This is a genomic window from Microcoleus sp. AS-A8 (genome assembly GCA_039962225.1).
Classification (GTDB): domain Bacteria; phylum Cyanobacteriota; class Cyanobacteriia; order Cyanobacteriales; family Coleofasciculaceae; genus Allocoleopsis.
On record JAMPKV010000033.1, the window covers coordinates 46,983 to 59,417 of the forward strand.

The following is a 12,435-nucleotide window of genomic DNA, read 5'->3' on the forward strand; positions in this document are numbered from 1 at the left end:
TAATGATTATTAACTCGTGATTCAACATGAAAGATGGGTTAGAGACTCCAGTCTCTAACCCGCGAGAATCCACAGCTAATTTTGCCTGCAAGCTAACATCATGCAATCTCCCTGTCTCACCAACCAGCGCCTTGATATTCGTCAGTTGGGAATTAACCCTAATCATTGGTATGTTGTTGCCAAGAGCAGTGAGGTTAACACCCAGCCTTTCGCTGTCACTCTGTGGAATCAGCCGATTGTCCTTTATCGAGATGATATGGGTGGAGTCCATGCCCTAGAAGACCGCTGTCCTCATCGGCAAGTTAAACTCAGTCATGGTCGAGTTATAGGCGAACGATTAGAATGTCAATACCACGGATGGCAATTTAAGTCAAGTGGTGAGTGTGCTGCCGTTCCCTATTTAGCCGCCAATCAGAAACTACCGAACTGTAAAATTCGCGCTTATCCCGTTCAGGAACAAGATGGTTTTATCTGGCTGTTTCCGGGCGACGTAGAGACATTGCACTCATCTTCCATAGAGCCAATGGGTGTACCCGAATGGGAACATCTCAACTACATTGCGACTGTTTCGGTGATTGAATGTAAAGCCCACTATTCCTATCTAATTGAGAACCTGATGGATATGTATCACGGGCATTTGCATCAGGACTGGCAAGCTTGGACGGATGCCGTGTTAGAAGATATCGAAGAAAAAGATAATCGGGTGGATGCCCATTATCAGGCACAAAGTTATTACAGAATAGACAAAATTTGGTCAATTTCTCAGTTGTTTTTCCCAGCCTTGCGACGCCTCCATCCGGAACCTTTGGATGTGAGTTATGTGTATCCCCATTGGGTTTCTACCTTAGGAAAGGATTTTAAGATTTACTGTTTATTTTGCCCGGTGAGTAAGACAGAAACTCGTGCTTATTTGATTCACTTTACTTCGTTAAATGCCTTCTGGCGTTTGCACAAGTTACCCGTATGGTTTCGTCGGTTTGTGAAAGATAGTTTGTTTGGTTCGGCACAAAAGTTACTGGATGGATTGGTGCGTCAGGATGTGTTGATGATTGAGGAGGAACAACAGGCGTATTTGAATCATTCTGAGCGGAAAGGGTATGAGTTGAATCGGGCGTTAGTGAGTGTGCAACGGTTGATTCGGAGTCAGGTGGAGGGGGGGTAGGAGGCGATTGAATCACAGACGTAGGGTGTGTTAGGCTCCGGCCGTAACGCACTAACCTGTAAAACTTTGATGCGTTACGCTGTCGAAGCTCGCATCCTACAACTTGCACAAATGTTCAAAAGAAGGGTGATAAGTATATAAGAAAGATGACTGGGGCAAGAGAGCAAATGGCTAAAACTGCGATGAAACGCAAGTTTTTAGTGGGGACAACTGCGATCGCATTAACAGCAGTGGCGATCGCAGGCTTTGACACTTATCTAACTCCAAGCTGGGCACAGTCCCAACCAAGTCCAGCTATGGGAGCAGCGGAGAGTTCAAAAGAGCTGGTGGATGAAGTCTGGCAAATCGTTGAGCGGCAGTATATCGATACTACCTTCAACGGCAAGGACTGGAAAGCTGTGCGCCAGCAGTATCTAAATCGTTCCTATGCCTCTAAAGAGGAAGCCTATAAAGCGATTCGGGAGATGCTCGCTCAGTTAGGCGACACCTTTACTCGGTTCTACGATCCTCAGGAGTTCAAAGCGCTGCAAGTTGACACCACCAGCGGTTCAGCCGGGGTAGGACTTCCGTTGATTCAAGATCAAACAACCAAGAAACTGGTGGTTATCACTCCCATTGAAGAATCTTCAACCTTCAAAGCGGGGATTTTACCGGGGGATGTACTGGTCAAAATTAATGGTGCAAGTACTCAAGGAATGAGTACGGTTGACGCTTACAACCGCCTTAGGGGGAAACCGGGAACAACCGTCGCCCTAACAGTACGGCGAGGTCAACAAGAGCAGGAGTTTAGGATTGCCAGAGAGCAAGTTGAAGTGCGCCCAGTGCGCTACCGCAGCGAGACAACCCAAGTGGGCAAAATTGGCTACATTCGTCTCAATCAGTTCAGTGCCGGTGCGGCTGCGGAAATGCGAACAGCGATTAAAGATTTAGAAGGGCAGAAGGTTGGTGGCTATATTTTAGATTTGCGTACCAATCCAGGTGGATTATTATTCTCCATCATTGAGATAGCCCGGATGTGGCTGCAAGAGGGTACTATTGTCTCTACCTTTAACCGCCAGGGAGAGCTAGACCGCGAGATAGCAAACGGACGCGCCCTCACCGATAAGCCACTTATTATTCTTGTCAATGAGGGGACAGCTAGCGGCAGTGAAATTTTATCTGGGGCATTGCAGGATAATCAGCGAGCCATTTTAGTGGGTACCAAAACCGTTGGCTATAACTCGATCCAGTCGGTGCGAGGACTTGAGGATGGATCAGGTTTGGCTGTAACAATTGCGAAGTGGCGGACTCCGAAAGAACGAGATATTGGCCAATCAGGAATTGCCCCCGATATCGTGGTTAATCTGACACCAGCTCAACAACAAGCCATGATTCGATCGCGTTCAGCAGGTACAATGGCTGATCCTCAGTATGCTAAGGCAGTGGAGAGGCTCACGTCGTTGATCAAGAAATAGCATCCTCATCTTGAAGCCATTGAATCGCTTGACTTATTGGATTTGCCCCAGAATTTGATATAAACTTCAGGCGCTAAGTATTTTCATCGCAGAAAAGCAATTAATAAATTATGCCGCAAGGCTGATCCTGCCCCATAACCGAGGAATTATGGGGAAGACTTACCATAGATTCATTCTGCTAATCGCTTGCCAGTTATGAGCTATTGCCTGAATCCAAGCTGCTCGAAGCCCCAAAATCCCAATGGCATCCAGTTATGCCGAAATTGCGGGTCAACCTTGTTGCTCCAAAAGCGCTATCAAGCCCTAAAGCTGATTGGTCAAGGTGGCTTTGGCAGAACCTTTCTGGCCGTGGATGGAGGTAAACCCTCTAAACCACGCTGTGTGATTAAGCAGTTTTTCCCCCAACAACCCGGTACGGATCATGCCCAGAAAGCCGCAGAATTATTTCGCCAGGAAGCTAAGCGATTAAAGGAACTCGGCAAACATCCCCAAATTCCCACACTGCTAGCTTATTTTGAACAAAAAGGACAGCAATACTTAGTACAAGAATGTATCGAGGGGCAAAATCTGGCTCAAGAACTCGCAGAGGAAGGCGCTTTCAACGAAAGCCAGATTCGGGAATTGCTCACCAGTTTGCTACCCATCCTCAAATTTGTCCATGAGCATCAGGTCATCCACCGAGACATTAAACCCGCCAATATCATTCGCCGCATTTCCCCAACTCTGGGAACCCAACGGGGAGTAACACTCACTCATCGCCGAAAAAGTCAACTGGTTCTGGTCGATTTTGGTGCCGCCAAATTCGCAACAGGAACCGCCTTATTGAAGACAGGGACTTCCATTGGTAGTGCGGAGTATACCGCTCCCGAACAAATTAGAGGTAAAGCGGTTTTTGCTAGCGATCTCTACAGCTTAGGCGTCACTTGCATTCATCTGCTCACCCAGATTCCGCCCTTTGATTTATTTGATAGCAGTGAGGATACCTGGGTTTGGCGAGATTTCTTGCTCAGTCCGGTGAGTCCTCCTTTAGCGAGGGTTTTGGACAAATTACTGCGAAGTGCAACCAAGCGACGCTATCAATCAGTCGCTGAAGTCGTCAAGGACTTAACCTTTGTGCCGACTCCAAGCGCCAAACAAACCTTTTGTGTTCCTAGAACCCATTTCCCCTCGAAACCTCAATCCACTCCAGAGCAAGCGGTTCACGCTTCCAAGGCATCACCCCTACAAACCCCAGCCTGGTTGGATGCAGACATTTTCGAGGACTATTGTGATCAAACCCGGTGCGTTTTTCCGTTTGACGTGGCATCAGAGGCTCCGATTCAGCCTGTCGCTCATCAGCATGATTCATGGGTTACGACGACGCCGAGAAACCTGCGGCAAGCAGCAGCTTTGAGAGTGGGATTTGTCACGTTGATGATTTTCGCAACCAGTAGTTTGGTTCGATTGGCAGCTAATCATTGGACTGAGGCGACGCTCTCTCCTGGAGATTCACTCTACACCCTATCAGGCACTGAGCCACCCAGGTCTGACTTTTTAGAAATGGCTCAACCCATCTATACTATCTCTAAGTCAGGCTCGGTACTTTCCCTAGCGATCAGTCCAGATGGTCAAACCCTGGTCAGTGGTAGTGATAGTGATTGGTGGGAGGTTTCTCCCTCGGCTGAACCGGGAACATCTCGTGCGGTCAAAGACCACCAGCAAAGTAAAATTACAGTCTGGGATCTGCCGACCGGAAAACGGCGCTACACCTTGGATACTCAGTACCCCGTTTGGTCAGTTGCCCTCAGTCCCGATAGCCAGATTCTGATTGCGAGCACAACTAATCATAGTACCGATCAATCGCGCAGCTCTGGAGAGCAAGGCAGTATTCAGCTTTGGGACCTGGGCACCGGCAAACTGCTCCGCACCATCCCGAAATCCGCAGAGGATGGAAAGTTTGTGGCAATCAGTCCCGATGGACAAACCCTCGCCAGTAGTGCGAATGAAAGCATCAAGCTTTGGGACTTGCAAACTGGAAAACTGATACGTACTCTGGATACACAAGCATCGGGTGTTGATGCTCTTGTTTTTAGTCAAGATGGACAGACGCTTGCTAGTACTGGGTTTGACGGAAGTATCACCCTATGGAATCGGCGTACTGGAGACTTGATCCGCACTTTAGAGGGACAAATTGGTGCTTTAGATTCCATTAGCATTAGTCCCGATGGTCAAACGGTGGTGAGTGGTATCACAAGGGGGGAACAGGGAGCGATCGCCACTTGGAATGTGCATACCGGAAAACTGATACATACGTTTAATCCACCGAATCCGGTTGATAAAGTGGCAATCAGTCCCGATGGGAAAACCTTTGCCAGTAGCAGTTGGGATTCCAAGGCAGGAACCATTAAGATTTGGAATCTAGAAACGGGAAAACTCCTGCGGACTCTACAGGCTCACCTGAGTGTAGTTGATTCTCTCAGCTTCAGTCCCGATGGGAAGACCCTCATCAGTGGCAGTCTTGACCAATCCATCAAAATTTGGCAAGTTTATCCTTAACGGGGCGAGGTCGAAAAGGACAAATGGTGTTTGTGTATACAATCTGCCTTCACACAAATGCCCATCTCTGAGGAGATAAGAGTTGAGTGTGGATGCTGGTATTTTGATCAAGATAGCTCATAGGCAGAGAAAAAGCATAAGCTTGCTGAACCCCAGTGTACCCTTCTGGGGTCTTTTTTTAGGGGTTCAGGTAACAATGTAACTACCTGTTTATCCAGCGAGCAAAATGTATCCAGTAACTCTAGGGTATGACGAAGCCAAGAAACGAATAAAATCATTAATCCGAGATGGATATTGTTCTGAAGCCTTGGTTACAGCCGTATTTACTGCGGAAAAAATGTTGAGGCGTACCCTACGACAAATCATTGTCTCTGCTGGTTTTACCAGTAAGTCAGCTGAACAATTAATGAGTTTAGCGAGAGGATTGACGGCGCTGAAAGAACAATGGTTAATTTATGAACCCCATCAGAGAACACTGGTTGAAGTCATTGGCAATCAGGAATGGCAACAAATTTGTACTTTAGCCAAGATGCGGAATAAATTAATTCATGGAATTCGCGTCTATGAAGCTGAATATTGTCAAGAGCAGGCGGAAAAATTTCTTTTTACCTTAGATATGGTCAAGGAAAAACTAGAAGCCAGCTATGGTTACAGTGGATGGGAAAGGCTAGCCGCCCGGAAAAAAAGTAAACTTCATATCGACCCCAAGATCAAAATTATATAAGATTAATAGGGTTCTTGATGTGCGAGTTCCACTGCCGTTGACTATCCTAGAATTGCTCTCGAAGATAGGCCAAAATTGCCTGCGCTCCTTGCTGGACAATCTCTTTAAGTGGCGAAGTCAGTGGATTATCGCTGAGGGATAGCGCTGTCAGGTTGGTGAGATTAGAGACTTCTTTGGGGATCGCTTTCAGTTGGTTATTACGGAGGTGAAGCTGTATCAGATGGGGGAAATTTCCGATTTCTTTTGGCAGTACCGTTAGCTGATTGTCGCTGAGGAAAAGCTGTATCAGATGGGTGAGATTTCCGATTTCTTTGGGCAGCACTGTCAGTTGATTACTGTTGAGATTGAGTACTCTCAGATTGACGAGATTCCCAATTTCGGGCGGCAGCAGCGTGAGTTGGTTGTTGTTGAGAAACAGCACAGTCAGATTGGTAAGCTGAAGAATTTCCTTAGGCAGCGCTGTTAATTGATGATTGCTGAGAGATAGCAGTGTCAGATGGGTGAGTTGAAGAATTTCCTTAGGCAGCGCTGTTAATTGATGATTGTTATCGAGGTAGAGTTGGGTCAAATGGGTGAGATTCCCGATTTCTGCTGGCAGGGTCGTCAGCTGATTACTGCCAAGGTAGAGTTGGGTCAGATGGGTCAGATTACCGATTTGTGTTGGCAGTGTCGTCAATTGGTTGTTGTAGAGGTCTAGCGCTGTTAGATGGGTGAGAATACCGATTTCTTTTGGCAGCGTCGTCAGTTTCTTGTCTGACAGGTTAAGGGAGGTTACCCTATCCTTGGCTGCTTTTTCAATAACGTCGAGCAGTTCTTCGTCTGTCACTAGCACTCACAACCGATGAGAATCTCTGGTTGACACTCCTCGCCCTAGAAGGGCGGGGATTCTTCGTTCATAGACCCAACTTGCTCTAACAGGATTGCTCCAGCCAGAGTAGAGGTCGAATCTCCCGAAGCGTTCGGGTCTTTGACCCAAGTTCCCACATGCCCTGTGGTACTCAAGGCTAATTTCAGGATATTAATAGCAGCATTCCAATCTCTATCTAGCACGAACCCACATTGGCAAACATGAGTTCTCATGGACAGAGACTTTTTAACTACGCTGCCACAGTTAGAGCATTCTTGGGATGTGTAGGCAGGATTAACTGCAACAGTTATCTTGCCGAGCTTAACTCCGAAATACTCTAGCCATTTTCTGAATTGATACCAAGAAGCATCATTAATAGACTTGGCAAGACAGTGATTTTTAACTAAGTTCTTAATCCTCAAATCTTCATAGGCTACCAAATCGTTAGACTGGATTACGCAACGTGCCACTCTCTTGGCATGTTCTTCACGTTGCCTACTTATTTTGAGGTGTACTCGCCCTAGTCTGTTAATGGCTTTTTTTCGGTTGGCAGAGCCAATATTTTTACGAGAAACACGGCGTTGTCGAAACTTCAACCGCTTCTCCCCAGTTCGATAAAACTTGGGGTTAGGTTCAGTATGACCATTGGAGTCTGTGTAGAACTCTTTCAACCCTACATCCAGTCCAACAATCCTACCTGTCGGCTCAATGTCCACTTTTTCAATTTCGATCCTCACCAGAAACTGAACATAGTAGCCATCAGCACGACGTACTAACCTAACCCGTTTTATCTGGTCTAATGGGTAGAAGTGTAAGTCCCATGTCCCTTTTAGTTTGAGCTTGCCAATACCTTTCTTGTCAATGAAATTGATTGAGCGTCTATCCTCAGAAAGCTTCCAGCCAGAAGTTTTGTACTCGACTGTTCTACAATTCTTCTTGAATCTTGGGTACCCTTTCTTTCCGGGAACGGACTTCCTGCAATTCTCGTAGAACCGAGCAATTGAGGTATACGCCCACTCAACAGCAACTTGGCAAGCATGGGAGTTCAATGCGTTTACAAATGGAAAATCAGCTCTCAGTAGCGTGTTGTAGCGATACAACTCTTTCTGCCCTACACCTGTGTTGTCCATCCAGAAACGAATGCACTTGTTGCGGACAAATTGAGCCGTTCTTATCGCCTCATCTATCGCATTGTATTGAGTTGTTTTTCCCTTAGCCTTGAACTCTAGGACAATCATTTGACGTAGAACAACTTCTACGGCAACATCATATCATGAAGAAAAGCCGTCCTGGAAGGACAGCGGAGCAATAGTTACGCAGCTTGAATCCCATTATTTTTGGTCAAGTGTACCTCTTAGGCGTTAGCGTGATGCATAGCGATCGCCATATTAAGAGAAATGGCACTGACGTTAAGAGCCTTGAAATAAATTTCAGGCTCAAAGCTCAAGTAAGCTAAAGCTTACTGAATAAGCTTTTCAACCCGTTTTAACGGGTTTTAGCTCTGACGCCGTTCGCGCAGCGTTCTCCGCAGGAGTACTTTAGTTCAGGGCTTATTTCAGTGACATTCACATTAAGAGCGTCAGCATCCCATAAGGGTTATCGCACACCTCTCTCAGAAGAATTGCCTTTACATCGAAAAATTCAGTTCCCCTGAAAAACCGCGTTTCTGACAATGATAGAAGTAGTTATTCGTTTCTGTAATTGCTTAGTTGTGTTTCATGGCTACTAATGATGCTATTGCCTCCCGTCCTTTGCCTCCAGGTAGCTTCGGTCTACCCTTCATTGGCGAAACCTTGAGCTTTCTATCCGACCCAGAATTCGCTGACAAGCGGCATCAAAAATATGGGCCGATTTTCAAGACCCAGATTTTGGGGCGTCCCACTGTCGTTATGGTCGGTTCAGAAGCGAATCGCTTTATTTTATCCAGCGATATGCATCGGTTTTCTTGGCGCGAAGGTTGGCCTAATACGTTCAAAGAACTGCTGGGTGAGTCGTTGTTTCTGCAAGAAGGTGAGGAACATCGCAGGAATCGCAAGCTGTTGATGCCAGCTTTTCACGGCCCAGCCTTAGCAAATTACCTCACTTCAATGGAAGGCATTGTCCAAAACTATCTGGAGAAATGGGAGAGTCTGGGTACATTTACCTGGTTTGATGAACTCAAACAAATGACGTTTGATATTGCCAGCACTTTGCTGATGGGTAGTGAACCGGGGCCGCTCACGGCGCGTTTATCGCAATGGTTTACGGAACTAACGACGGGTTTATTTTCTGTGCCGCTACGTTGGAGTTGGACTACCTACGGTAAGGCACTTAAAGCGCGAGACCAACTCTTGGCTCACATTGAACAAGCGATTATTAGACGCCAGCAAGAACCCGCACAGGATGCCTTAGGATTGCTGGTGCAGAGTCGCGACGAAGAAGGCAATGGTTTGAGCTTGGAAGAAATTAAAGTCCAAGCACTACTCATGTTGTTTGCAGGTCATGAAACGACCACATCCATGCTCACCTTAATGTGCATGGCTTTGGCGCAACACCCCAATGTGTTAGCGCGTGCTCGTGCCGAACAGCAAGCACTGGCGGCAAATGGTGGCTTGAGTTTAGAACAGTTGAAACAAATGACTTATCTAGAACAGGTGCTGCGGGAAGTAGAGCGCCTGTATCCTCCTATTGCTGGTGGATTTCGCGGCGTGGTGCAGGAGTTTGAATTTAATGGCTACTATGTGCCGAAGGGATGGCAGGCTCTCTACCGGATTAACAGCACTCATAAAGATAGCCGAGTCTACACCGAGCCAGAGCGATTTGACCCAGACCGTTTTAGTCCGGAACGAGCGGAACATAAAAAACAAGAGTTTAGCTTAGTGGGGTTTGGCGGTGGCCCTCGCATTTGTTTGGGAATTGCGTTTGCCCAGATGGAAATGAAGATTTTTGCGGCGCATCTGCTGCGTCATTACACCTGGGAGTTACTGCCAGGACAGAATTTGACTCTTAGCCCGATACCGACACTGCACCCACGTTCTGGGTTACAGGTAAAGTTTCACAAGATATCGTAGAGCGATCGCATCCAAGTAGGTCAACCTAATTAAATCTAAAACTGTCTTGGCTCGATCCCCCCTAACCCTCCTCATCGTCACCTTCGGCTCCGATCGCTCCGGTTAAAAAGGGGGGAACTAGAGACTTCAGCATTTTGTATTTTTTGAGTTGATTTATTTACCATATTGTGGATTTAGTCATTGAACTTTAAGAGTGGATAGCCCAACAATGAGGCAAAAAATTATAGAAGCAATCCTTGCTACCTTAGAGCCAAAAGATTTTGTTTTAGCTTTATGGCAAGGAGGTTCAGCAGCACACGGGTCTACCGATGAGTGGTCGGATATCGACATTCAGGTAATTGTTGAAGACGATCGCGTTGAAGAGACCTTCGACATCCTTGAAGAATCTCTCAATACAATCTCTAAGATTCGATTGAAGTGGAGAGTTCCTGAACCTACATGGCATGGTCATTCTCAATGCTTTTATCAGTTGGAAGAAGCAAGTCCCTTTTTGTTTATTGATTTTGTTGTTTTGCAGCAAAGTCATCCTAACCATTTTGTAGAGGTGGAGCGACATGGAGAATTAGTAATTGGATTTGATAAAGCCAATCTTTTAGTGCAGCCTTCTTTAAATCGAAGTGAACATTTCTCAAAAATGCAAGAACGATTGGCAACTTTAAGAAAGACCTTTGCTTTTTTCCAAGTTATTGTAAAAAAAGAGATAAATCGCGGATATTTGGTATCAGCAATATCCAACTACCACAGCTACACGCTTCAGCCCTTAGTTGAACTGCTGGGAATGGTGTACCGACCGGAACGATACGATTTTAGAACCAAGTATTTTTATCGAGATTTTCCAACTGAGGTTATCGCTCGTGTAGAGTCGCTTTATTGCGTGATGAATCTTGCCGATTTGGCTGCAAAACAGCAACAAGCAGAGGTTCTGTTTGCTGAAACTTGGCCTCGTGTCGAAGCAGTTGTTATCAGTTGGCAATCTGGGTAGGAGCCTCCCACGCACGAAATCGTGTTCCTTATGAATGAAAGAAACACTTCCCTCTTTCCTTTTGCCCTATGCCCTATGCCTTCTGCCTTCTGCCTTGTGTTTCTGGAGAGCCTCAACACCTTCCCCCAGTCAGGTGAATCTGTCGGATGAAGCGATCGCCTTGCTGATGTTGTAACCTAGTGTAGTATCGTGTAATCAGCGGTGGATGATATGCCCCTTCAATTTCAATACAGCACCCTTACCCAGAGCGAGGACGTTGAGCCACTTGGGTCTATCCTCGACCAGTGTTTTCTCGCTAAACCGGGTAACAGTGAAGCCTACATCAACCAGGTAGGTATGGAAAACCTCCGTCTCATCCGTCAATCTGAGCAAATCGTGGGTGGACTGGCGACGATTCCAATGGCTCAGTGGTATGGGGGTCAACGTGTACCGATGATGGGTATTGCTGCTGTTGGCATTGCTCCCCAGTATCGGGGGACTGGCGCAGCGATCGCTCTGATGCAGCACACCCTCAATGAAATTCATGCTAAGGGTATACCGATTTCTGCTCTCTATCCAGCGACTCAACGCCTATACCGCAAAGCAGGGTACGAACAGGGCGGTAACCGATGCAGTTGGGAAATTCCAACCGCGAGTATTCAGATTCGGGAACAGCCACTCCCGCTGCAACCTGTAGTTCCGATCAATCTGGAAGTGTTTTATGAACTCTATCAGAAGCAGGCAAAACTCATCAATGGAAATTTAGACCGTCATCCCTTCATCTGGCAGCAAATCATCCGCCCCTCTGAAAATGAAGGAGTATACGCCTATCTGATCGGAACAAGCGATCGCCCTCAAGGGTACGCAATCCTCAGCCAGCACGAAAAAGACGATAAAAATTTTCTGTTCATCCGGGATTGGGTTGCTCTCACCCCTGATGCGGCACAAAGTTTTTGGTCGTTTGTTGCCAATCATCGCTCTCAGATTGACCAGGTACGGTGGCGTGGCGCTGCAATTGATGTCTTGAGACTGCTGTTGCCGGAGCAATCTACCACAATCAAGTCTATGCAAACTTGGCTGCTGCGGGTGGTCGATGTCGCTAAGGCACTCGAAAAGCGGGGGTATCCGTCAGGACTTCAAGCCGAACTGCACTTGGAGGTGCAAGATGATTTAATTGCTGAGAATAACGGCAGATTTATCTTGTCAGTTTCGCATGGGCAGGGTGAGGTCACTAGGGGGGGAACGGGAGAACTCAAGCTCCACATTCGGGAATTAGCGCCCCTTTACACCAGCTTGTTTACCCCTTATCAGTTGCAGCTAACCGGACAACTGGAAGCGACCGAAACAGCTCTCGATAGGGCTGCACAAGTGTTTGCAGGTGTATCGCCTTGGATGCCAGATTTCTTTTGAAGGTTTGTTGGGCGGTTCGTGAATAAGGGGAGCGATCGCTTACGTCACACTCAGGTTTTATGGCGTGATTAATCTTGCAGATTGGCGATCGCGATCATCAGTTGGCAACTCCTCTTCGGGTAGCTACTACTCTTGATCCCCCCTTGCTAAAGGGGGAACAAGAAAAAAGAGCTGATTAGCGGGACTTAGACAAAAATTAAGCCCAAATAAACCCTAAACTGGCTTTATAAGCAGCAAATACGTCATGATTTAGGTTCAACCAATCAAAAAATCGAAAAGACATAGCTGTTCT

Annotated in this window: 10 protein-coding genes; 8 read left to right on the plus strand and 2 right to left on the minus strand. The window is 46.7% G+C overall.

The window, feature by feature from the left end; genetic code table 11:
* The first annotated feature begins 100 nt into the window (after positions 1–100).
* From NDI48_29150 to NDI48_29165, 4 genes are all read left to right on the plus strand, one after another.
* Positions 101–1,162 carry an aromatic ring-hydroxylating dioxygenase subunit alpha gene (locus NDI48_29150; protein ID MEP0835232.1) on the plus strand — a complete coding sequence of 354 codons (1,062 nt, stop codon included), beginning with the start codon at positions 101–103 and terminating at the stop codon, positions 1,160–1,162.
* A 146-nt stretch (positions 1,163–1,308) separates the two neighbouring features.
* Positions 1,309–2,616: a S41 family peptidase gene (locus tag NDI48_29155; GenBank protein ID MEP0835233.1), complete on the plus strand. Its 1,308-nt coding sequence runs from the start codon at positions 1,309–1,311 to the stop codon at positions 2,614–2,616.
* A 195-nt stretch (positions 2,617–2,811) separates the two neighbouring features.
* On the plus strand, positions 2,812–5,151 hold the full coding sequence (locus NDI48_29160; GenBank protein ID MEP0835234.1) for a serine/threonine protein kinase: 2,340 nt from the start codon (positions 2,812–2,814) through the stop codon (positions 5,149–5,151).
* Positions 5,152–5,377: 226 nt separating this feature from the next.
* On the plus strand, positions 5,378–5,875 hold the full coding sequence (locus tag NDI48_29165) for a hypothetical protein (GenBank protein MEP0835235.1): 498 nt from the start codon (positions 5,378–5,380) through the stop codon (positions 5,873–5,875).
* A 46-nt stretch (positions 5,876–5,921) separates the two neighbouring features.
* Here NDI48_29165 and NDI48_29170 read toward each other — a convergent pair whose 3' ends face one another.
* Together NDI48_29170 and NDI48_29175 are read right to left on the minus strand one after the other, a co-directional pair.
* A complete protein-coding gene (locus NDI48_29170; protein ID MEP0835236.1) occupies positions 5,922–6,701 on the minus strand; it encodes a leucine-rich repeat domain-containing protein in 780 nt (259 codons plus the stop codon).
* A gap of 44 nt (positions 6,702–6,745) precedes the next feature.
* Entirely contained in the window at positions 6,746–7,960 is a 1,215-nt protein-coding gene (locus NDI48_29175; GenBank protein ID MEP0835237.1) for a transposase, read from the minus strand.
* Positions 7,961–8,440: 480 nt separating this feature from the next.
* On the opposite strand from NDI48_29175, the gene NDI48_29180 reads away from it, so the two are divergent.
* The 4 genes from NDI48_29180 (at position 8,441) to NDI48_29195 (ending at position 12,143) form a co-directional block, all read left to right on the plus strand.
* Positions 8,441–9,772 carry a cytochrome P450 gene (locus tag NDI48_29180; GenBank protein MEP0835238.1) on the plus strand — a complete coding sequence of 444 codons (1,332 nt, stop codon included), beginning with the start codon at positions 8,441–8,443 and terminating at the stop codon, positions 9,770–9,772.
* Positions 9,773–9,980: 208 nt separating this feature from the next.
* Complete coding sequence (locus tag NDI48_29185; protein MEP0835239.1) at positions 9,981–10,754, plus strand: nucleotidyltransferase domain-containing protein; 774 nt, start codon at positions 9,981–9,983, stop codon at positions 10,752–10,754.
* 34 nt (positions 10,755–10,788) lie between these two features.
* A complete protein-coding gene (locus NDI48_29190) occupies positions 10,789–10,929 on the plus strand; it encodes a hypothetical protein (GenBank protein MEP0835240.1) in 141 nt (46 codons plus the stop codon).
* Positions 10,930–10,964: 35 nt separating this feature from the next.
* Positions 10,965–12,143, plus strand: a complete 1,179-nt coding sequence (locus NDI48_29195; GenBank protein MEP0835241.1) for a GNAT family N-acetyltransferase — start codon at positions 10,965–10,967, stop codon at positions 12,141–12,143.
* The last annotated feature ends 292 nt before the right edge of the window (positions 12,144–12,435 follow it).

What these genes read in the sequence shown, in the direction of transcription:
- NDI48_29150 (MEP0835232.1), top strand. Translation starts at nt 101, where the DNA reads ATGCAATCTCCCTGTCTCACCAACCAGCGCCTTGATATTCGTCAGTTG.
- NDI48_29155 (MEP0835233.1), top strand. Translation starts at nt 1,309, where the DNA reads ATGACTGGGGCAAGAGAGCAAATGGCTAAAACTGCGATGAAACGCAAG.
- NDI48_29160 (MEP0835234.1), top strand. Translation starts at nt 2,812, where the DNA reads ATGAGCTATTGCCTGAATCCAAGCTGCTCGAAGCCCCAAAATCCCAAT.
- NDI48_29165 (MEP0835235.1), top strand. Translation starts at nt 5,378, where the DNA reads ATGTATCCAGTAACTCTAGGGTATGACGAAGCCAAGAAACGAATAAAA.
- NDI48_29175 (MEP0835237.1), bottom strand. Translation starts at nt 7,960, where the DNA reads ATGATTGTCCTAGAGTTCAAGGCTAAGGGAAAAACAACTCAATACAAT.
- NDI48_29180 (MEP0835238.1), top strand. Translation starts at nt 8,441, where the DNA reads ATGGCTACTAATGATGCTATTGCCTCCCGTCCTTTGCCTCCAGGTAGC.
- NDI48_29185 (MEP0835239.1), top strand. Translation starts at nt 9,981, where the DNA reads ATGAGGCAAAAAATTATAGAAGCAATCCTTGCTACCTTAGAGCCAAAA.
- NDI48_29190 (MEP0835240.1), top strand. Translation starts at nt 10,789, where the DNA reads ATGAAAGAAACACTTCCCTCTTTCCTTTTGCCCTATGCCCTATGCCTT.
- NDI48_29195 (MEP0835241.1), top strand. Translation starts at nt 10,965, where the DNA reads ATGCCCCTTCAATTTCAATACAGCACCCTTACCCAGAGCGAGGACGTT.